This is a genomic window from Acinetobacter sp. UNC436CL71CviS28, assembly GCF_000620525.1.
Taxonomy (GTDB): Bacteria; Pseudomonadota; Gammaproteobacteria; order Pseudomonadales; family Moraxellaceae; genus Acinetobacter; species Acinetobacter radioresistens.
Genome location: NZ_JIBB01000006.1, coordinates 95,852 through 117,889 on the forward strand (window position 1 = coordinate 95,852; position 22,038 = coordinate 117,889).

Annotated in this window: 21 protein-coding genes; 12 read left to right on the forward strand and 9 right to left on the reverse strand. The window is 42.8% G+C overall.

Annotated features, from left to right (window positions below; genetic code table 11):
• Positions 1–9: 9 nt before the first annotated feature.
• The 3 genes from N518_RS0104485 to serB all read right to left on the reverse strand — a co-directional run bounded on the left by N518_RS0104485 (position 10) and on the right by serB (position 2,610).
• The gene (locus N518_RS0104485) at positions 10–489 is read right to left on the reverse strand and encodes an SCP2 sterol-binding domain-containing protein (RefSeq protein WP_005023979.1); all 480 of its coding nucleotides are present in this window, start codon (positions 487–489) and stop codon (positions 10–12) included.
• Between the two features lie 152 nt (positions 490–641).
• On the reverse strand, positions 642–977 hold the full coding sequence (gene aciT, locus N518_RS0104490; RefSeq protein WP_005017736.1) for a ciprofloxacin tolerance protein AciT: 336 nt from the start codon (positions 975–977) through the stop codon (positions 642–644).
• A gap of 412 nt (positions 978–1,389) precedes the next feature.
• On the reverse strand, positions 1,390–2,610 hold the full coding sequence (serB, locus tag N518_RS0104495; RefSeq protein ID WP_005017734.1) for a phosphoserine phosphatase SerB: 1,221 nt from the start codon (positions 2,608–2,610) through the stop codon (positions 1,390–1,392).
• Between the two features lie 59 nt (positions 2,611–2,669).
• On the opposite strand from serB, the gene N518_RS0104500 reads away from it, so the two are divergent.
• The 8 genes from N518_RS0104500 to glmS all read left to right on the forward strand — a co-directional run bounded on the left by N518_RS0104500 (position 2,670) and on the right by glmS (position 10,957).
• Positions 2,670–3,953, forward strand: coding sequence for a hypothetical protein (locus N518_RS0104500; RefSeq protein WP_089041191.1), 1,284 nt, complete (start codon positions 2,670–2,672; stop codon positions 3,951–3,953).
• 282 nt (positions 3,954–4,235) lie between these two features.
• Positions 4,236–5,357: a bifunctional 3,4-dihydroxy-2-butanone-4-phosphate synthase/GTP cyclohydrolase II gene (ribBA, locus tag N518_RS0104505; protein WP_005017730.1), complete on the forward strand. Its 1,122-nt coding sequence runs from the start codon at positions 4,236–4,238 to the stop codon at positions 5,355–5,357.
• Positions 5,358–5,368: 11 nt separating this feature from the next.
• Positions 5,369–5,839, forward strand: coding sequence for a 6,7-dimethyl-8-ribityllumazine synthase (gene ribE, locus N518_RS0104510; RefSeq protein ID WP_005023974.1), 471 nt, complete (start codon positions 5,369–5,371; stop codon positions 5,837–5,839).
• A 3-nt stretch (positions 5,840–5,842) separates the two neighbouring features.
• Positions 5,843–6,292 carry a transcription antitermination factor NusB gene (nusB, locus tag N518_RS0104515; RefSeq protein WP_005023971.1) on the forward strand — a complete coding sequence of 150 codons (450 nt, stop codon included), beginning with the start codon at positions 5,843–5,845 and terminating at the stop codon, positions 6,290–6,292.
• A 12-nt stretch (positions 6,293–6,304) separates the two neighbouring features.
• The gene (gene thiL, locus N518_RS0104520; RefSeq protein ID WP_005023969.1) at positions 6,305–7,222 is read left to right on the forward strand and encodes a thiamine-phosphate kinase; all 918 of its coding nucleotides are present in this window, start codon (positions 6,305–6,307) and stop codon (positions 7,220–7,222) included.
• Between the two features lie 22 nt (positions 7,223–7,244).
• The gene (locus N518_RS0104525; protein ID WP_005404828.1) at positions 7,245–7,721 is read left to right on the forward strand and encodes a phosphatidylglycerophosphatase A; all 477 of its coding nucleotides are present in this window, start codon (positions 7,245–7,247) and stop codon (positions 7,719–7,721) included.
• 21 nt (positions 7,722–7,742) lie between these two features.
• Positions 7,743–9,107 carry a bifunctional UDP-N-acetylglucosamine diphosphorylase/glucosamine-1-phosphate N-acetyltransferase GlmU gene (gene glmU / locus N518_RS0104530; RefSeq protein WP_026444017.1) on the forward strand — a complete coding sequence of 455 codons (1,365 nt, stop codon included), beginning with the start codon at positions 7,743–7,745 and terminating at the stop codon, positions 9,105–9,107.
• An 11-nt stretch (positions 9,108–9,118) separates the two neighbouring features.
• A complete protein-coding gene (gene glmS, locus N518_RS0104535; protein ID WP_005017717.1) occupies positions 9,119–10,957 on the forward strand; it encodes a glutamine--fructose-6-phosphate transaminase (isomerizing) in 1,839 nt (612 codons plus the stop codon).
• A 75-nt stretch (positions 10,958–11,032) separates the two neighbouring features.
• On the opposite strand, the gene N518_RS0104540 is transcribed toward glmS, so the two are convergent.
• Positions 11,033–11,941, reverse strand: a complete 909-nt coding sequence (locus N518_RS0104540; RefSeq protein WP_026055451.1) for a DMT family transporter — start codon at positions 11,939–11,941, stop codon at positions 11,033–11,035.
• 112 nt (positions 11,942–12,053) lie between these two features.
• On the opposite strand from N518_RS0104540, the gene N518_RS0104545 reads away from it, so the two are divergent.
• Entirely contained in the window at positions 12,054–13,466 is a 1,413-nt protein-coding gene (locus tag N518_RS0104545; protein ID WP_017401143.1) for a PLP-dependent aminotransferase family protein, read from the forward strand.
• A gap of 402 nt (positions 13,467–13,868) precedes the next feature.
• On the opposite strand, the gene N518_RS0104550 is transcribed toward N518_RS0104545, so the two are convergent.
• The 3 genes from N518_RS0104550 to mhpT all read right to left on the reverse strand — a co-directional run bounded on the left by N518_RS0104550 (position 13,869) and on the right by mhpT (position 16,942).
• Entirely contained in the window at positions 13,869–14,831 is a 963-nt protein-coding gene (locus N518_RS0104550) for a bile acid:sodium symporter family protein (protein ID WP_005023961.1), read from the reverse strand.
• A gap of 118 nt (positions 14,832–14,949) precedes the next feature.
• Positions 14,950–15,594, reverse strand: a complete 645-nt coding sequence (gene pncA, locus N518_RS0104555; protein WP_005023959.1) for a bifunctional nicotinamidase/pyrazinamidase — start codon at positions 15,592–15,594, stop codon at positions 14,950–14,952.
• A gap of 145 nt (positions 15,595–15,739) precedes the next feature.
• Positions 15,740–16,942: a 3-(3-hydroxy-phenyl)propionate transporter MhpT gene (gene mhpT / locus N518_RS0104560; protein ID WP_005023956.1), complete on the reverse strand. Its 1,203-nt coding sequence runs from the start codon at positions 16,940–16,942 to the stop codon at positions 15,740–15,742.
• Between the two features lie 707 nt (positions 16,943–17,649).
• On the opposite strand from mhpT, the gene dapA reads away from it, so the two are divergent.
• The 3 genes from dapA to purC are packed head-to-tail and all read left to right on the forward strand — an operon-like array spanning position 17,650 to position 19,924.
• Entirely contained in the window at positions 17,650–18,546 is an 897-nt protein-coding gene (gene dapA / locus N518_RS0104565; RefSeq protein ID WP_005017708.1) for a 4-hydroxy-tetrahydrodipicolinate synthase, read from the forward strand.
• 13 nt (positions 18,547–18,559) lie between these two features.
• Entirely contained in the window at positions 18,560–19,168 is a 609-nt protein-coding gene (locus N518_RS0104570; protein WP_005023954.1) for a hypothetical protein, read from the forward strand.
• A 36-nt stretch (positions 19,169–19,204) separates the two neighbouring features.
• A complete protein-coding gene (gene purC / locus N518_RS0104575; RefSeq protein WP_005023952.1) occupies positions 19,205–19,924 on the forward strand; it encodes a phosphoribosylaminoimidazolesuccinocarboxamide synthase in 720 nt (239 codons plus the stop codon).
• Positions 19,925–20,044: 120 nt separating this feature from the next.
• Here purC and N518_RS0104580 read toward each other — a convergent pair whose 3' ends face one another.
• Both N518_RS0104580 and N518_RS16105 read right to left on the reverse strand, forming a co-directional pair.
• Positions 20,045–21,616, reverse strand: coding sequence for a histidine-type phosphatase (locus N518_RS0104580; RefSeq protein WP_026444019.1), 1,572 nt, complete (start codon positions 21,614–21,616; stop codon positions 20,045–20,047).
• A gap of 74 nt (positions 21,617–21,690) precedes the next feature.
• Positions 21,691–22,038 (reverse strand): IS30 family transposase (locus N518_RS16105; protein ID WP_032050471.1); only part of this gene is annotated, 348 nt, incomplete at its 5' end.

A 22,038-nucleotide genomic window follows, 5' to 3' on the forward strand; every position in this document is an offset into this window, starting at 1 on the left:
TGGGTTTTACTATTTACCCGTTTTTTCCTTTAAAAACTGGCGAGCCATTTTAATTTTTTCTTTAACCGGCTTTGGCAGTTTAGGTGGAAGCAGTTTTGCTACCTGGTTAAACCAGACCAGTAAACCAAAATCACCTTCCATTTTAATACTGCCATTTTGCATCCCTGTCATAAAAGCAGTTGGATCACCTTTAAGCAGCGTCTTCACCCCCTGCTCACTATCTGCAAACTGTAAAATAAAGTCAGCTTTTTCAGCAGAACCAGATACAGTTTCTACTTGCCCATGATTAATGACAAACTGACGTGCCATCCCCTGTTCTGTCCCAATCTGGATACGGAACTGGCGATCATGGGTCAGTTCAATAAACTTTGGACTGGTACGGGCCAATTGCTTCATACGTAGAGCTAATCCCATCAGGAGTAAATCGAGAGGATCAGTACTCAGGTCAACCAGAGGCAAGTGAACAACAGGAATTGAAGAGAGTTTCATGACATGCGCGCCTATTATATTCTTATAAAAAATAATCTTATGATCGTAGCATAAAAGCTTATTTTTAAATAAAGTCTTTGTATATTAAAAATTATCAAACGTAAAAAAAGGTGTACGGACAGGTACACCTTTTTTGTTAAGTCAGCTTATTTTTAGCGACTTGAACACTGTTGCTGGTCGTCTTCATAAACTGGAGTATGCTCAATGTACTGGCGTTTAGCCAAGGCTTTTTGTGCACGGTGGTCTTCACGCAGCAAGAGCATGGTAATCGCCAGCATGGCCAGGCTGAGTGCACATAAATAACTGTAAGTGAGTGGAATAATAAAAACTGATTGAATACCAAAACGTACCATTTCCAGTAGACCCCAGAATACCATACCGGCAAGCATAAAACTCAGCCAACGACGGTAAGGCGAAAAGAAAACAGCAACAAGTGCAGCAACAATTAAACCAAATCCCATGATGGTTGCATAATTCGCTGTCCACATACCAATCTCCGTCATTAATGATGTCGTTAGGCCCTTTCTTAGACCATCATGTTATTCCCCAAATGCCCTGCAAAATTGATTATTCTGCTTAGCCTGTTTTGTACTTGTTGGCATTATGAAGAGTTTTCTATAGAAAAAAAGCCCTGAATTCCGATTACACGACATACCTTGTCGCAACATTCTTTTGTCATTACATTAAAAAAAAATATAGAAATGTCTTATCCCAAGCTGTATCAATCTTGGCGCGTCATTACAAAAAAATATGTTGCTTTTTTGAGCAAAAAATAATTTTTTTAGTTTAATCTACACATATACAAACCAAGATTATTTTTTATTAACTATCTGTTTATCAGAAGTTTACCAACAAAAAGTGCGACTCCTGAGTCGCACAAGTTGTAACTGTATTTACGCATCAGGCACGATTCAAGTCCTTATCGTGTACACCCAGTAAATAAAGAACACCATCTAGGCCTACACTCGAAATTGCCTGATTAGCATTTTGCCGTACTAGAGGTTTGGCACGAAAAGCCACCCCTAAGCCCGCGATTGAAAGCATAGGCAAGTCATTAGCACCATCTCCAACAGCAATTGCCTGTTCCAGGGAAATACCCATTTTTTCTGCCAGTTCACGCAGTAAGAAGGCTTTGCGGGCACCGTCGACTATATGTCCTTTCACTTCACCAGTGACACGGCCATTTTCTACATCAAGTATATTGGCATGTACTTCGTCAATCCCGAGTTTGGCCTGTAAATATTCTGCGAAATACTGAAAACCACCCGAAAGAATAGCAGTTTTATAACCCAAAGCTTTTAACGTTGAAATCAGACGTTCTGCACCCTCTGTCACTGTCAGTCGCTCAGCAATTTTTGGTAGAACTTCGGCATCTAGCCCTTTAAGCAGAGCAACCCGTGCACGGAAACTCTGCTGGAAATCGAGTTCACCCTGCATGGCACGCTCGGTAATTTCAGCAACCTGTGCACCAACACCAGCTTCTATTGCCAATTCATCAATGACTTCCTGTTCAATCAGGGTGGAATCCATATCAAAACAGACCAGGCGTCGGTTACGCCGATAAGCATTATCTTCTTGTACAGCAACATCAACATTAAGCTCAGTTGAGAGCCTCAGACAGGCAGCTCGCATAGCTGCGGCATCAAGCATTTGTCCGCTCAAGCCAAACTGTATGCAACTACGCTTAGGTTCTACCTGTTCATGATTCAGATGAGGCCGTCCCGATAGACGGGTGACTGTTTCGATATTAAAGCCTTGCCCTGAGACAATATTCGTAACAGCTTGTAAATGCGAAGCTGACAGTTCAGGTGCTAAAGCCGTGACAATATAACGGGTTCGGCCACCTTCATTCACCCATTGTTCGTATTCTGTGCTTGAGATTGGTTTAAAGCGCACAGTTAAACCAATATCATGTGCTAAAATCAAAATCTCTTTCATTGCCAGAGCTGTTGCAGTCTGGTCGTTTGACGCGACTACAATACCTAAGGTGAGCTGATTGTGAATAACGGCCTGCCCCACATCCAGAATTTGCAAGGAATGTACGGACAATACCTGCATTAATCGCGTAAACTGGTTGGGTTGATCAGGTCCTAAAAATGATATAAGAATGATTTCTCGCATGAATTGACTCGGGTCTGAGCTACAACTATTGTAAGAATCATAATCGAAATCAAATATAATTGCCTTGGAAGTTTACGTTGAATGCGCCTAGACAAGGGCTATTTGCTAGCCTGCTGATAATAAGTTTTGCATTGCATACCTTTTTACTGGTTCTTGCAACAACCCATCAACTCAATGAGAATCGGGCCAGCCAAGGCCAGCTGATGACCAGTCAACTGGTCAGCGACTCTCTGGCAGAGCTGGACCCCCCCAACCCGGTTTCGCTGGCATTGGTCGCCAACCGTTATGCGACCAATCCGAGTGTGGCATCTATTCGCATTCTGGATGCCAATAACCAGCTTTTAGCATCAAGTGGTATGGCTAAAACCCGTCAGGGTGAAGTATTTGTGCGTGATGCGCTGCAGAATGAAAAGAAAGTGGGCAGTATTGAAGTCAGTCTGATTAAACCCAGTATTGGTGAAATTTTACGGACCCAATGGCTGGCAATTCTGGCATCACTGTTTATACATATGCTGTTATGGCTGGCTTACCGGGCAGTTGCGCGTCCAAGCCGTAGCGAATATCTGGCACGGATCAATAATGAGTCACGCCTGAAACATGAAATTCAGCAGTTGACCCAGGCCCTTGAACTAGAGAAACATAATTCTGCCCTGATGGTGGCCCAAGTCCAGCAGCAGGCTAAAGCCCAGCCATTACCTAAAGCCAGAACTGCCGAAACAACCTCAGATAATGATCAGCGAGTGGCTTTAAACATTCAGTTCTATGATCCAAAACAGTTGCTTAGTAGCGTAAACCAGTCCGTTTCTGTGCCTTACTTTAAGCTTTGTCAGATTTTTTTGAATAAAAGTATTGAGCTGTGTGCACAGCAGTATCATCTACGCAGTAGCAATCTGGAAATTCGACAGGAATTTAACCAGAATGGTGCAGTCGTTTCTGTCTCTGCTGACTCCAAACCGGCAGTTGAGTGCCTGCTTATGGTAGGTACGGTATTCCAGTTACTCTCAGATGTACTGTATAAACGTTACCGTGAAGACAAACGCTTTGCCCTGCAAACACGGAGTGCGGTTGCAACCGCGGTTGAGGCAATGCAGCTCAACGCCCAGCAAGCTGCTGAACGTCTGGCCCAGCAGCTCAACGCCAAGGAAACTGCTTTATATCTCAATAATGAACAGCTTAAAGACATCAGCCAGAATTACCAGCTGATGCCAATGCCAAATCCGAGTAATGTCCTTACCCGAAATGCATTTATGCTCAATGGTTTAAATATTGAGTCTGCTGAACTTGCACAGCAAATCCGTACTGAAATCCTGATGGGTAAAAAAGTACGTTCAGAACAAGTCTAGTTTCTCTGAAAACACAAACCTGATCTGTATATAGGTCAGGTTTTTTTATTTCAGTCTAAAACCCTTGGCACACTGGCCCAAAATCTTCCAGGTGAGCAAAGATTAAGCATATTCAGCTCTGTTTTAAAATCTTCACTCTTTTCAAAGGGCTATTAGGGTGTGTATAACAGAGAACCGGAACATCCATACTATAAGCATAGGCAAATATAGTTAAAACACGTTAGACTATGGCTTATCAATGCAATTTATTGTCAGCAAGACAAAAAAAGAGGGTCTAGATAGATGCCGCTCAATACTGTAGAAGAGCTCGTTGCAGATATCCGTGCAGGAAAAATGGTCATCCTGATGGATGATGAAGATCGTGAAAATGAAGGCGATTTAGTGATGGCCGCCACGCACGTACGCCCTGAAGATATTAATTTTATGATTACGCATGCGCGTGGTCTGGTTTGTCTGACTTTAAGCCGCGAACGCTGCAAGCAGTTAGATCTGCCACTGATGGTGGATTCTAACGGTGCCCAGCACGGAACAAACTTTACGCTGTCCATTGAAGCGGCAGAGGGTATCACAACCGGTATTTCAGCAGCTGAACGAGCTCATACGATTCGTACTGCCGTAGCTGCCCATGCCAAACCAAGTGATATTGTCCAGCCAGGGCATATTTTTCCATTAATGGCTCAACCGGGAGGTGTTTTGCACCGCGCCGGACACACAGAAGCAGGCTGTGACCTGTCAAGACTGGCAGGACTGGAACCAGCTTCAGTCATTTGTGAAATTATTAAAGAAGACGGTACAATGGCACGCCGTCCGGATCTGGAAATTTTTGCTGAAAAACATGGGCTGAAAATCGGTACAATTGCAGACCTGATTCATTACCGCATGACCAATGAACAGACTATCGAACGTATTGACCAGCAAAGTATCGACACTGAATATGGAACTTTTGACCTGTATCGTTATCGTGAAATCGGTAACCCGGATATTCATCTGGCGCTAGTAAAAGGTGAGCCTAAAGAAGGGGTCACTACGGTTCGTGTGCATGGTTTTAATCCAGCTCGTGATCTGCTGAAACTTAACAAGCAGGAAGGCGAGCCGGCCTGGAATCTGGACCGTGCCTTAAAAACCATTGCTGATAGCGAACGTGGTGTACTGGTCTGGATCGGACAGCGTCACTTGCAGGACTTGGGCCCTGCGCTTGAAAGCCTGAACAAGCCTAAACCGATAAAATCGAACGCAGCGTTATCGCAGCAGTATCAGACTATTGGGGTAGGGGCACAAATTTTACGGGATCTGGGGGTAGAGAAAATGCAGCTACTTAGCTCGCCATTACGCTTTAATGCCCTGTCCGGCTTTAATCTGGAAGTGGTGGAATATATCACCGCAGATCAAACTTTAGTTAAATAATCGAGGTTGCTATGGCGATTCGCCGTATTGAAGGTTTATTACATCTCGCGAGCGAAGGCCGTTACGCGATTCTGGTCGGCCGTTTTAACAGCTTTGTTGTAGAACATCTGTTAGAAGGTGCGATTGATACACTGAAACGTCATGGTGTATCTGAAGAGAATATTACTGTTGTTCACGCACCGGGTGCTTGGGAACTGCCAGTAGTTGCAAAAAAACTAGCTGCAACAAACAAATTTGATGCGATTATTGCGCTAGGCGCAGTGATTCGCGGCAGTACACCACATTTTGACTTTGTAGCCGGTGAATGTGCCAAGGGCTTGGGCGTAGTTGGACTAGATACTGGCTTGCCAGTGATCAACGGTGTATTAACTACGGACAGTATTGAACAGGCGATTGAACGCTCTGGTACAAAAGCAGGTAATAAAGGTAGCGAAGCTGCCCTGACTGCTATTGAAATGGTTAACTTGTTAAAGGCAATCTAAAAGATGTCGCAAACTCTTCAAGCAACTTATGCAGCAAAACGCAAAGCACGCCGTTTTGCTGTACAAGGTATATATGAATGGCAAATGAGCCATAATCCAGTGCATGAAATTGAAGCTCGTACCCGTGCTGAAAATGCCATGCATAAGGTCGACCTTGGCTATTATCATGAGCTGCTTACGCAAGTTGTTGCCCAGCATGAAGCACTCGATACCTTATTGGTTCCGGTACTTGACCGTGAGCTTGGTGCACTTGATGGTGTAGAACTGGCTACGTTACGTCTGGGCGCTTACGAGCTACGGGATCATCTTGAAATTCCTTACCGGGTCGTACTGGATGAAGCGATCGAACTAGCCAAGCATTTTGGTGGTGCAGATAGTCATAAATACATTAATGGTGTACTTGACCGTCTGGCACAAAGTCTGCGTGCGGCAGAAAAACAGCAAACTGAATAAAAGCTGTTGACGATGGCCGAGTTTTCCTTAATTCAGACCTACTTTAACCGTGATCATCATAGTCAGGTTGATTTAGGTATTGGAGATGACTCGGCTCTGGTCTCCCCTCCTCCTGGCCAGCAACTGGTCATTTGTGCTGATACACTCGTGGCCGGCCGTCATTTCCCGCTCTCGACCTCTGCCCATGCCATTGGCTGGAAAAGTGTCGCGGTAAATCTTTCTGATATTGCTGCCATGGGTGCCAAACCACACAGTATTTTACTGGCATTAACTTTGCCACAGGTAGATCACAAGTGGTTGCAGGCCTTTAGCCAAGGCCTATTTGACTGCTGCCAGCAGTTTGGTGTCAGCCTGATTGGTGGTGATACCACTCAGGGTCCACATCTAACTATCAGTATTACTGCATTGGGCTGGGTTGAAGCCGGACAGGCCATTACACGTAGCGGAGCCCAGGCAGGTGATTATATCTGTGTAAGTGGGCAGGTTGGAGATGCAGCTTATGGTCTGCAACATCCCGGACATCCTCTGCAAAAACGGCTAGATTATCCAACACCACGCTGTGAACTTGGCCAGCAGCTTAAAGGCATGGCCTCAGCCATGATCGATATTTCAGACGGACTGGCACAGGATTTAGGTCATATTTTACAGGCATCGCATGTAGGCGCACAGATCGAACTCGAGTGTCTGCCACTTGATCCTGTACTACAGCAGCTCTCTTTAAATGAAAAGTTCCAGTATGCCTTAGCTGGTGGCGATGACTATGAGCTTTGCTTTACGCTGAGTCCGACAGCTTATGAAAAACTTTTACAACAACAAAGTCATGTAAAAATTAGCAAAATCGGGCATATTACTGAGCGGCTCGGCTTAACTTTTGAAAAAGATGGCATAGACCATCCGTTTCAGTTTCACGGATATCAACATTTTGCATAAACCTTCCATCAAATTTAAACAGATGACCTGGACACAGCGCTGTATTGTATTTTGTGGCGTAGGTTTCGGTTCAGGTCTAGCACCTAAGGCTCCGGGTACGTTTGGTTCTGCTTTTGCCTTGCTGTTTATACCCGCTTGGCTGGCACTAGGTTTTTTTAACAGTGTCTTGATCATTGTACTGATGTCACTGCTAGGTATTTATCTGTGCGGGCGTACTGCTGAACTCATGGGTGTACATGACGATGGCCGCATTGTCTGGGATGAATTTGCTGGACAGTCTATTTCATTTTTACCACTGGTGTATCTAGGTCAGATGAATTGGCTGTGGGTTCTTATCGGTTTTGCCCTGTTCCGTTTGTTCGATGTCTGGAAGCCTTGGCCAATCCGGGTAGTTGACCGCCGGGTACATGGTGGCTTTGGTATTATGCTTGATGATATTATCGCGGGTATCTGGGCTGCACTCTGTATATTAATTTATTTATATTTTTCCAGGATTTAACCCTATTTTTTAGGATTACTCATGTCTACAAGCGTTATTATTCTTGCGGCAGGTAAAGGAACCCGAATGCGTTCCCATTTACCTAAAGTCTTACAACCTCTGGCAGGGCGTCCATTGCTTGGTCATGTGATTGAGACCGCAAAAAAACTACAAGCTGAAAATATTATTACGATTTATGGCCATGGTGGCCAACTGGTTCAAGATGCATTTGTTGAAGAAAAAATTCAATGGGTAGAACAGGCAGAACAGCTCGGAACCGGACATGCGGTTCAAATGACGCTGCCAGTATTACCTAAAGAAGGTATTTCCCTGATTCTATATGGTGATGTGCCGTTAGTGCGCCAGCAGACATTAGAACAGCTGCTGGAGGCATCCAGAGAAACCGGTATTGGCATGATTACTTTAACTGTAGACAATCCAGCAGGTTATGGCCGAATTGTACGTGAAAGTGGCAAAATTCAGGCAATTGTCGAGCACAAAGATGCGTCGGATGAGCAGCGTCTGATTAATGAAATCAATACCGGTATTTATTGTGTTAGTAATGCCAAGCTGCATCAGTGGCTGCCGCAGCTTTCCAATGACAATGTACAGGGTGAATATTACCTGACTGACATTGTAGCGATGGCCGTGGCAGACGGTCTGGAGATTGCATCAATTCAACCAGAACTGGCATTTGAAGTTGAAGGAATAAATGACCGCCTGCAACTTTCTGCACTGGAACGCGATTTTCAGCAGCAGCAGGCGAAAGATCTTATGCAGCAAGGGGTGCATTTGATTGATCCTTCACGCTTTGATTTACGTGGAACATTAAAAGCCGGCCAAGATGTGCGAATTGATATTAATGTCATTATTGAGGGCGACTGTGAACTCGGTGATTTTGTCGAGATTGGCGCAGGCTGTGTTCTCAAAAATACTAAAATTGCGGCTGGAACCAAAGTCCAGCCATATAGCGTATTTGAAAACGCGGTAGTGGGTGAAAATACCCAGATTGGGCCATTTGCCCGCCTTCGTCCGGGCGCAAAACTTGGCAATGATGTACATATTGGTAATTTTGTTGAAGTGAAAAATACCTCTATCGGTACAGGCTCGAAAGCCAATCATTTTACTTATTTAGGGGACGCTGAAGTCGGCGAAAATTCCAATATTGGTGCAGGCACAATTACCTGTAATTATGATGGTGCCAACAAGCATAAGACCATTATTGGTAATGAGGCCTTTGTCGGTTCAAATAGCTCACTGGTTGCCCCGGTCAGAATAGGTAATGGCGCAACAGTTGGTGCAGGCTCAGTCATTACCTGTGATGTTGAAGATTATTCTCTGGCTTTTGAACGTGCCAAACAGCTCTCCAAAGAAAACTATCAGCGTCCACAAAAAATTAAAAAATAGAGGAATAAACTATGTGCGGTATTGTTGGTGGCGTTGCTGAACGTAATATTATTAATATTTTAATTGAAGGCCTAAAACGCCTTGAATACCGGGGTTATGACTCAGCCGGTGTTGCCCTGCTGCATAATGGCCAGATTGTACGCGAACGCCGTGTCGGTAAAGTAGCCATGCTGGAAGAAGCAGTTCGTGACAGCCAGATTAGCGGTTCGGTCGGTATTGCTCATACGCGCTGGGCCACTCATGGTAAACCGACTGAAGATAATGCTCACCCGCATATCTCTGGTAATGTTGCAGTTGTTCATAACGGTATTATTGAGAATTACCAGGAACTCAAAGATGACCTGGAAGCTCTCGGCTATGTCTTCACCTCACAGACCGATACCGAAGTAGTGGCGCATCTGGTTAATGATGCCCTTAAATCAACCTCAAATCTGCTAGAAGCAGTTAATCAGGTGGTTCCACAGTTAAAAGGTGCCTATGCACTGGGAATTATCCATACTGATCATCCGGATGAGTTAATTACAGTACGTGAAGGCTCACCTCTTGTGATTGGAGTAGGTATTGGCGAGAACTTTATTAGCTCTGACCAGCTGGCATTGCTTCCGATCACCAACCGTTTTATCTATCTGGAAGAAGGTGATATTGCACGCCTCACCCGTAACAGTATTGAAGTTTATGCTCATGGCCAGCGTATTGACCGTCCGGTAAAAGAACTAGACGCTACAGTAAGCAATGCATCTAAAGGTGAATATAAGCACTATATGCTCAAAGAAATTTATGAGCAGCCGGAAGCGATTCAGCAGACAATATCTCAGGCTCTAAATAGTGACCACCTGCGTGAAGATTTTCTGGAAAGTGCTGAAAATGATTTCAAGAATATCCAGCAGGTACAGATTATTGCCTGTGGCACCAGCTATCATGCCGGTATGATTGCCAAATACTGGTTTGAACAGATTATCGGGCTATCCTGCCAAGTCGAAATCGCCAGCGAATTCCGTTATCGTTCGCCGGTAATTATAGCAAATACCCTATATATCTGTATTTCTCAGTCTGGTGAAACTGCCGACACACTTGCTGCCCTGCGTGATACCAAAAAACGGGCTGCCGAGAAAAATATCCCTATTACCACCATGACGATTTGTAATGTTGCAACTTCATCAATGGTACGTGAAACAGATCATTATCTGCTGACTTTGGCAGGGCCAGAAATTGGTGTCGCCTCAACCAAGGCCTTCACTACCCAGCTGGCGGCATTAATGCTGTTAATATTAAAAGTCGGTCAGGTCAAGCAAAGTATTAGTGCTCAGCAGATTGCTGAGATTACGGCAGAGTTATGGCACTGTCCAAAAGTAATACTGGATACCTTGCAACATGACAGTGAGATTTTACGTCTCTCTGAGTTGTTTGTAGAAAAACAGCATTGTCTGTTTTTAGGCCGGGGAATTCATTATCCAATCGCGCTAGAAGGCGCGCTTAAATTGAAAGAAATTTCCTATATCCATGCTGAAGGCTACGCAGCGGGAGAATTAAAACACGGCCCACTGGCATTGGTAGATAACGATATGCCAGTAGTTATTCTTGCGCCACAAGATGACATGCTCGATAAATTAAAATCGAATATGGAAGAAGTACAGGCACGTGGTGGAGAATTATTTGTTTTTGCAGATGAGAACAGTGGTATACAGGAAAAAGAGCGTCAGCATGTGGTCAGCATTCCTACTGTAACTGCCTGCTTGGCACCTATTGTATATAGTGTTCCAGTGCAGTTATTGTCTTACCATGTTGCAGTGCTACGTGGTACTGATGTGGACCAGCCGCGTAATTTAGCCAAGTCCGTTACTGTTGAATAATTTAATATCTGATAATAAAAAAGAGAGTTTATCACTCTCTTTTTTATTATTTAAAAGAAATGATCATCTTCATAATTAAGATTGTTTTACATTGTTTATAGAATTAGTAGACGATGGATATACCGAAAATTTTTTAGCTCCTGCTACGCAAATGACAACCATGAGTGAAATCCCCCACATTATCGGGCTTACGGTTTCATTCAATAACCAAGCAGACAAGCCTAAACCTAAAAACGGTTGTAGCAGTTGTAATTGTCCTACTGCCAGTACCCCACCTTGTGCCAAGCCTTGATACCAGAAAATAAAACCGAGAAACATACTAAAGAAAGCGACATATAACAGCGCCAGTAGCTCAGAAATAGTAATCTGGCTAAAACTTTGTGGTAGATAGACATAACTCAGCATGAGCATAAGCGGTAAAGAAATTACCAAAGCCCAAGAAATTACTTGCCACCCGCCAAGCTGTCTCGACAGTTTTCCTCCTTCAGCATAACCCAGTCCACAAACCGTAATGGCAGCTAGCATCCAAAGGTTTCCAGACATGCTATTTTCACCCTGTACTTTAAGCAGCATAAAACTCATGACACCACTGCTCCCCAGAAGTGCAAATAGCCAAAATAAAGGCTGGGGCCACTGTTCACCACGTATTACCCCAAAAATAGCTGTAGATAGGGGCAGCAGAGCAATAAAGACAATTGAATATGATGCACTAATGTATTGCAACGCAAGTGCAGTACATAAAGGGAAGCCTATAACAACGCCTAAAGATACAATTACCAGAGAGCTCACATAAGTACGTTTAGGCCATTTCTCTTTCAATATTTTTAAGACCAATAAGGCCAGCAATCCGGCAATTGCTGCACGGGCAACAGTTAAAAACTCTGGGGTAAAACCTGCTACAGCGACTCGGGTTGCAGGCAGGGAGCCTGAAAAAATAATTACGCCAATCAGCCCATTTAACCAGCCTCTAGATGACTTATAAATACTCTATCTTCCTATAACGGTTGATGTGTTATAAGACATCTTATAGTTGTACTAACAGATACAGCCCCATACAATTTAAACATACTGTATTGCTCTAGAAATTGGCACTGTTATGGAAAATAATGTAAAGAAAACAAAAATAGAAATAGTCATGCAAAGTGTGCGTGAAAAAGTGGCAAACCGCCATCTGGTCTCAGGGGCACGCTTACCTTCAGTACGGGCAATGGCCCAGGAATTTAATTTTTCGGTCTCTACCGTTGTAGAGGCTTATGAACGGCTGGTCACGGAAGAACTTATAGAAGCACGTGCCGGAGCGGGCTATTTTGTTTGCTCGTCGGTCAGGGCTTATCCTTTAAATACGGTTGAACCTTGTTTGACCCGGGAAATAGATCCGCTCTGGATCTCACGGCAATCTCTTGAAGCAAAGCCAGATTCTCTTAAACCAGGATGTGGCTGGATGCCGGCAAACTGGATGCCAGAAGCTGCTTTACGAAAAGCACTGAGAAAAACCTCACGAACTGAACCTGATGGTCTGGTCAGCTATTCTACACCTGCCGGTTATGCACCCTTACGCCATCTGATTGCCAGACGTATGGAGATGACAGGGGTATACAGTCTACCTGAGCAGATAATTTTATCTGATAGCGGTACACAGTCAATCGACCTGATCTGTCGGCTCTTTTTAAATCCAGGTGATGTTGTCCTGATTGATGACCCTTGCTATTTTAATTTTCACGCGTTACTCAAGGTGCATAAAGTCGAAACCATAGCAGTTCCTTTTACAGCTCAGGGTCCAGATATAGCAGCATTTCAAGCTGCACTGGCTAAACGGCCGCGACTTTATATTACTAATGCCGGTATACATAACCCGACTGGGGCCAGCCTCTCGATTTCTACTGCATACCAGATACTCAAACTGGCCGAGGCAGCTCAACTGATTATTATAGAAGATGATATCTTTGCTGATCTTGAATTAATTCCGGCACCTCGTTATGCAGCATTAAATGGCTTTCATCAGGTAATACAGATTGGCAGTTTTTCTAAAACCTTGTCAGCATCTATTCGCTGCGGTTATATTGCTGCCAAACCAGAATGGGTTGAACGCCTGATCGATCTTAAGATCGCTACCTGTTTTAACAGCAATCATTTAAATACTGAAATTATTTATCATGCCTTGACAGATTCAGCCTACCGCAAGCATCTAGACTGGCTGCGCCTACATCTGGCAGAGGCTATGAGTAAAACTGCAGGAAACTTAAAAAAACTGGATATTCACCCTTGGTTGTTACCTAAAGCAGGTATGTTTCTCTGGTGCCAGTTACCTGCGGGCTATCAAGCAGATAAAATTTCTAAAGATTCGCTCAAACATGGCGTAATTCTCGCACCAGGTGGAGCATTCAGCTCATCACCAACCGCTAACCAGTTCCTAAGATTTAATGTGGCACAGTCCAATCATAAGAAAATCTACCAGATCCTGGAGAAAGTCTTAAACAAACAATCCAGAGCTGGCAGCACCGACATTTAACTGCAGGATTATTCCTGATTAGTATAGATGTCTAGTATATCCATCCTATAAGCCGATTAGAAAAGTTAGTCTCTGGGTGATCAGTTATATTTGTACCACTGACAGCTTCAATACTCATGAATTTTCAAGATTATGCGTAACGTCTATTTTCCAATATTATCGCTCGCTACATGGTATGGCCGGGTGAAGACTATAAGTTGTACCTGTTTTATCTGGTGGTTTAAAGCCAGGTAAATTTTATATTATACCGGCTAAAGGGCATGTAGTGCTTAAACCGGTCTGGTCACCAATCTATCTTATATTGAGCTTAATATTGCGCACTCTTATTGAACACTACCACTCTAGCTCTTTAAATGATCATCTCTGAGAAAAGCTGGGTTCACAGTTTAGATACAACCAGATTTATTCCTCATGCCGCTGTGGGGCTACTTCCTGCCGAGTTCGGCTGGCCCAGTAAGTTGCCAATGCCGGGCCGGAAATATTATGCCAGAGGCTAAAGATAGCACTTGGTACTGCTGTAACTGGTGAAGCAGCAAAATGTACGGCGGCAAGTGCAACACCCAGTCCTGAATTCTGCATGCCAACCTCGATTGCCACCGCTTTACTGTCTGCATAAGGTAACTTAAACAGGCAACTGGCCCAGAATCCCAACAAATATCCCAAGGTATTATGCAGCATGACTACTCCTAGAATCATTAACCCGGATTCCAGTATAGAAGCCTTGCTGCCACCAATGATCGCAGCCACAATGGCCACAATAGCAACCACTGAAACCAGAGGCATGACCTGAATATACTGTTCTACCTTTTGCTTAAGTAAGCTACGGACAATAAGCCCTAGCAGTATTGGAAATAGCACCACCTGCAAAATAGAAACCAGCATAGAAGCAGCATTAATTTCAATCCACTGGCTGGCCAATACATAAAAAATTGCTGGTGTAAAAATAGGTGCTAATAAGGTAGATACCGAGGTACAGGCTACTGATAGCGCCGTATTGCCCTTGGCCATATAAGTAATTACATTAGAAGCTGTACCTCCCGGGCAACATCCGACTAGAATGACACCAATGGCAATTTCAGGCGGTAACTGGAATAATTTACATAAAATAAACGCCAGGCCCGGCATGACTACGAACTGGGCAGCTACTCCAATGATTACTGCTCTTGGGCTTTGTAATACGCTTTTAAAATCATTTGGTGTCATGGTCATGCCCATGCCAAACATAATAATACCCAGCATCCAGGTAATATAGGCCTTGAGCCAGACAAAAGCCTCAGGCACTAATAACGCAATCCCTGCAAACAGGACAACCCATAATGCAAAAGTTTTCTGAATAAACTGGGTCAAGCGTAACAAGGCAGCCATAAAATTCATCCATGTATTGACAGAGAAAATCAAACTTTAAAGTTTTACTATAAAAATATTCTTTTTCTGTTGAGGTAAGCGGGTTTAAACACCCATTCTGCCATATTCTTTGAGCACATCACTCATCTTGAACTGTGACTTTAAATAAATCATCTGATTGGATACGCTGTACGCCCCTATCCAGCATCTGCTGCCAAGCTTGTTCAAGTGAACCCTCAAGATCAATTGCCTTGGTGGCATCTTCAATTACAAAAGTATTAAAACCGAATTGACGTACATCCATTGCTGTCCAGGCCACACAGAAGTCTGTAGCAATCCCTGCAATATATACTGTATCAATTCGGCGTTCTTTTAAATAACCTGCCAGACCGGTTACAGTTTCCTGGTCTGCTTCCAGAAAAGCTGAGTAGCTGTCAATGTCAGGATGAAATCCTTTTCGGATTACTAGCTGTGCAGCTGGAACATTAAGCAAGGGATGTAATTCAGCATCGTCAGTGCCTTGAACACAATGTGCCGGCCACAGTACTTGTGTCCCGTAAGCTAGCTCAATACTGTCATAAGGCTTTTTATTTATATGGTTTTTTGCAAATGAAACATGATTTTCCGGATGCCAGTCCTGAGTCAGAATAATATTTTTAAACTTTTGAGCCAGCCGGTTAATTAGCGGAATAATCTGGTCCGCCCCATTGACTGCCAGATTGCCACCGGGACAAAAACCATTTTGCACATCGACAATAATCAAAGCACTGTTTTGCGGAAGCATGCGGTAGCTCCTCTAAGCTGTATCTAAAAATCAAAATAGTGTAGCGTGGTTTCAGTACAGTTTAACCAGACAAATTAAATTTCTGTGGTTTTCTCGTCACACCAATAAAAAAGCCCGACAGATGCAGGCTTTTAAGTGATCAGATTCAGGTCTGTGCAGGCAAGCGACGTACTAACAACAACATGAGTATTGCTGAAATAATAATACAGGGAATAGCTGCAGAAATGACTCCAACAGCACCAAAACCGGCAGATAGCAACTGACCTGCAATTGCTGGCCCAAGCATAGCTCCAACCCGTCCTACAGCAGATGCCATACCTACTCCACTAGCCCGGATATTAGTCGGATAAACAATACTGCCAAACGCATACAGTACCCCTTGGCAACCAATGACAAAAGCACCAGTTAAAGCAGCTGCCCAGTACATCTGCTGCAAGGAACCCGCTGCACTTAAACTAAACAGCCCGGCAGCAATACCGCCATACATGAGGAGTATGACATAGGCCTTTTTCCAGCGATCTGTCAAAATACCCAGAATAATTGTACCAACGGTAGCTGCGACCATGAAGAAGAACTGTGCAGTGCTGCCTTCTTTACGCGAGAAACCGAGTTCCATAAACAGGGACGGTAACCAGCTTAACATGATATACACCACCATCAGGGTCAAAAAATAACTGCCCCATACCAGCAAAGTCCGTAATAAATTTTCTTGGTTGAACAGTGGTTTAAATGAACTTGGTGTTTCGATTCGGGGTTGTAATTGTCGGGATTGCAAAAATTCATGTGATTCTGGCAAAAATTTAACCATGATCGGAATAACAATAATCGGTAGCAATCCACCCAGGTAGAAAATATTTTTCCAGTCAGCCCCAAACTCCAGACTGGCGATATAGGATAGTGCGGCAGCGCCGACCGGCATACCGCAGTACATTAAACCTACAGCACGGCCACGCTGGGCAGGGCTCACGGCTTCTGAAGCCAGAGTAATCAGATTCGGCATAGCCGCGCCTAGCCCTGCACCTGCCAGCAACCGTACCACTAGCAGGCTATAGAAACTGTTGACCCATACCGTGCACAAAGTAAATACCGCAAAGGTTGCAACTGACCAGATCAGAACTTTTTTACGGCCAATCCGGTCTGCATAACGTCCCCCGATTAATGCGCCCGGTAACAGCCCCAGAATACCAGCACTAAAAAATATGCCTAACTGTGAGCTATCTAGCCCAAAATGTTCACGGATACCGGCAGCTGCAATTCCCGCAGCCTGAATATCTAGCCCTTCAATGACAGCAATTAAAAAACAGATAACCACCGTAATAATGGAATGCTTTTTATTTGATCCACCCATCTAGCGTATCCTTAAAGTAGAGGTGATGACTTAGCCTCACATCATCCAGAAGGCCAACATTTAATATAACTATCCATAAGTTCTAGAAATTTCTGTTTTTTTATTGATTACTGGACTTTTCTTCTAATATAAAAATACTGAGATAGTGATAAAAACAATAACTGGCAAATAATACTGACTAAAAAACTCAGCAATAGAGCTGTAAATACTATATTTTTTTGATTTTTTAGCCTAACTTCTACTAATTTTCTGATAGCTAAAACTAATAACTTATTATTTTTTGAGTAATTTTAGCACATCAGGTTTTAAATTTTTTTATTATATTCCTCTATAAGCTCATCACAATTAGCTCTTAATCAGGTGAGTTTTATCTTTCTGGCTCTCCAGACTATTAATTTTAATATTTGATTATTTACCTGGTCATTTCACTGTCCTGAACTACAGGTTTTCTAAATTAAAATAATTCGGTTCAATTCATTATCAGACTGGAAATTAAAAATTTTTGGTCGCCTGAATATGTTTCATCAAAGTTTTTCATCGCTTTGGCGAAAGTATATTGTTCTTCACCAGATGTTCAGTCATAATTTGCATAAGCATTATGCAATGGGCTACGCCTGTTCATATTTTGCTTACACTCAAAATACTGCAACCATCCAGACACTTAATTCTTAAACTATCCGGATGGACAACAAGGATATTTTTTTAAAATGACTCAGCAAGCACAGACCATTCAAGGCTCAATTGTCGCCATTGTCACTCCAATGTTTGAAGATGGTAGCGTAGATTGGAAGGGTCTTGAAAAGCTGGTTGAGTGGCACATAGAACAAGGCACTAACAGCATTGTTGCTGTTGGCACAACAGGTGAAGCATCGACTTTAAGTATGGCTGAACATACACAGGTGATTAAAGAAATCATTCGTGTGGCCAACAAACGTATTCCTATTATTGCCGGCACTGGTGCGAACTCAACACGCGAAGCCATCGAACTGACTAAAGAAGCCAAGGAATTGGGTGCAGATGCTGCCCTGCTGGTGACTCCTTATTATAATAAACCGACACAAGAAGGTCTTTATCAACATTATAAAGCGATTGCTGAAGCTGTCGATTTACCACAGATTTTGTATAATGTACCAGGTCGTACTGGTGTAGACATGCAGAATGAAACTGTAATCCGTCTGGCCGATCTTCCACAGATTGTTGGTATTAAAGATGCTACCGGCGATATTATGCGGGGCTGCAAACTGATCGAAGGGCTGAAAAACAAGATTTCAGTATATTCGGGTGATGATGCTACAGCATGCGAGCTGATTCATGGCGGGGCTCAGGGGAATATTTCTGTAACTGCCAATATTGCACCTAAGATCATGAGTGAAATTTGTGCAGCTGCAATCAAGGGAGATAAGACTTTAGCTCTTGAACTTAACAATAAAGTATCAAATTTACATAACATTCTATTTTGTGAATCGAATCCAATTCCTGTGAAATGGGCTCTTCATGAAATGGGTCTGATTGGCACTGGTATTCGCTTGCCGCTGACCCCACTTGCAGAACAGTATCGCACCCCACTGCGTGATGCCCTCAAAGCAGCGGGTATACTTGAATAAGAGCACAAAGATTATGCAGTTACGTATTGGTTTAGCCCTGACCCTTTCAGCCTTAAGTCTGGCTGGTTGCAGTTCCATGAGCATCAATAATGGTTCTCTTGACTATAAAAATACAACCACACTAGAACCACTTAAATATCCTGAAGGTTCTCTGGTACGACCAGCTACGCCGCTGTATCCGGCACCTACAGTTGAACAGCTCGCCATTGATAATGCGCCTAAACTTGAAAATAAGCGGGGCAACCGTTTTGCCCTGCCTCGTCCAGAATCAGCTCAGCAAGGTACAAATCAGTCTGCTACAGCTCAGAATGTGACTGAAACTGGGCGTCCTCAAGTAGTGATGGATGGTAACCGCAATCCGTTACTTAAAATTGAGGGTAACTCGGCAACGATCTGGCAATATACTCTTGCCACGCTGAGCAGCCTTAACTATAGCGTGGTTGGCCAGAGTAAAAATGGTCATGAAGCCACTATTAAAGCTGATAACCGGACATATGTTTTAAGACTAACCTCCGTAGGTGCAAGTCATACACTTGCTGTGTTTAATGCCGATAATAGTTTTGCAGATCCACAGCAGGCTGCAGAGCTGTTAGCTCAGATTTACCAAAATTGGCCAGCCTAGTCGTACTAGGCATTTTTTTTGTAAAAAGGTTCCTCCATGTTAAAACAAACCTTGCTTTATACGGGTAAAGCGAAATCTGTATATGAAACAGATTCTGCCGACCATCTGATTTTAGTCTTTCGTGATGATGCCTCTGCGTTCAATGGCGAAAAAATCGAACAACTAGATCGTAAGGGCAAGGTGAATAACCGTTTTAACGCCTTTATCATGGAAAAACTTGCTGCTGCCGGGATCGAAACTCATTTCGAGAAGCTGCTTTCACCTACAGAAGTTCTGGTCAAGAAACTGAAAATGATTCCGGTAGAATGTGTGATCCGTAATTATGCTGCAGGTTCATTATGTCGTCGTCTAGGTATCGAAGAAGGTAAGGAACTTAATCCACCTACTTTTGAACTGTTCTTTAAAGATGATGGTTTAGGTGATCCAATGGTAAACGAGTCTCAGGCAATTGCCTTGGGCTGGGCTACTGCGGAGCAGCTGGAACAGATGAAGGTTCTTACCTATAAAGTAAATGAAGTTCTAAAAGACCTGTTTGCTCAGGGCAATATGCTTCTGGTAGATTTCAAGCTTGAATTTGGTGTGTTTCATGACCGTATAGTACTTGGTGACGAGTTCTCTCCAGATGGCTGCCGTCTATGGGATAAGGATACCAAGAAAAAACTCGACAAAGACCGTTTCCGTCAGGGATTAGGAGGTGTTGTTGAGGCCTATGAAGAAGTAGCTGCACGTTTAGGTATTGATCTGTCCGACATCTGAAAATAGCAGTAAATCAAAAAACCGGACATAGAGTCCGGTTTTTTATTTTAATAGTATTATGTTTGGACACTTCAATCATGGATTTATTATTCAGATAAGTATAATTTTTTACCCAGCAATTTAACGGCCCTGATAACACTGTTTTAATTTTTGATAATCATAATAAAAACTTGTGGGTTGGTAACGTGCATAATTGCAAGCTGGTTTAAATAAAGTTTCTTTTTCGTTATAAAGCATTTTTACTAGCGTATGACCTTGAGGATTTTGATAAATATCCCACTGTATGTTGGCGGCCATAGGTGAAACTGTTTCGCCCCGCCATGTGCTGGTAGCATAACTATAAGTCTGATGCAGGGCTAAAGGTTGCATCATACTATGCAGATCAAGACTGGTCGCAAGCGGAATAATAATTTCTGCATGGGCAAAACGTAAAACAGCTTTATAAGGTTGTGTTTTCTCGATAACCTGATCAGCTTGTTGAAATAAATCCTGTTTTAGGCCATATGCTATTTTACTTGTTACCTGATTTGATTCTAAAAAGCTTGGTCCTTTTTCATAAAAGTCATGAGCATCATTAAATTCAGCGTAAAACCTGGCAGCATTTAAAGGCATGTATTTAGCAAAGTCTGTTCCTCGTAATTCACTTTGCATTCCACCTGAAATCGAATAAAGCTCATACAGATAAGCTGCAGCATCTACCGTGCTTGCGATTGTATTTTTACCCTTACCCTTTTCTGTAACTTGCTCCCCTGCAGGAGTAGTGACCGTAAATGAGCCTGTATTACTGAAAATATAGTCAGGTAAACCGAGCTTTCGAATAAAATCTGCCTTAAAGATGGGTTCGAGTACAGTTAATGCAACTGCCTCAGCCTGAGTATGGTTAGATAATTCATCAAGTTTCTTGTTCAAGTCATCATTATTTTCTTCAAACTGTTGATAGGTCTGACTCGTCTCATAAATTTCCTGTTGATGAGGGTTAAGTGCTTTAATTAAATCTTCCTCTGCATTTAAGCGGTGAAAATAAAGCTTGAAGCGGTCGACTCCACCTTCTTCAATGGTAGGAGAAATAGTACTGGTCAGACTGGTATAGGAGTCAGGTTCTATTTTATTTTTAAGCTCACTTCGCTGCTGAATTAATTCAGCTGTGAAAAATTTTGCACTATCGACTGCCCGGTCCACTCCAGAACTTTGTATCCAGATTGAAGCATCCTGATTAAACAAGTTTGGTAAACGCTGCAGTAAGCGGTCAGCAATTCCACGATGTTCCAAAATGCCTGTCACAGTTTCATTACCATAACCAAACTGGCGAATACCTTCTACCCCATAGCCTAAAAGTATATTAGCTTGCATCATAGTTTCTAGGTCTTTACCCAGTTGTTCCCCTAAAGGAGTTAAGGCATTTTCTGCTTTCGCCTGTTTCCATAAATGATATAAGGCCAGATCATACTTAAGGCTTGATAACCCTCTTGATCCATGACGTGCAACCATCTCTATAAAGACAGGCTGAAAGCCTGAAGGAACTGGCTCGTAACTTTTTATATCCTGTTGTGGCTGATAAGGGGTTTTAGTTTGATAATATTTTGACTCAGTATGATTTGAAGGTGGTATGACTAAATTTTTACTGGTTTCATCGTTACAGGCAACTATAAATAAATTTAAAGCTAATATGCTGATTTTAAATATTTTATTCATATAATTTAAATAATAGATAAGGAAATGCTGGGTATAATAATTTAATGTTATGTCAATTTTATTACTAGGCGAATTCAAACATGAGGTGCGACAGTTTGAAAAGTCTTATGATAATCAACAAGCTGAGCAAATTTCTCTAATGGTGTAAGCCAATCTAACGCTTTTCTAGGACGAGTATTCAGTGACATGGCAACTTGATTTAAATAATGCTGATCTGCCTGATTTAAATCAATCCCTTTAGGTAAATATTGCCTAATTAAACCATTCATATTTTCGCATGTGCCTTTTTGCCAGGGTGAATGTGGGTCACAGAAATATACATCTATGCCTAAATCTTCTTCAAGTATTTTATGTTCTGCCATCTCGCGTCCACGGTCATAGGTCAACGTTTTACGCAGTTCTGCAGGTAAATATTTCAGAGC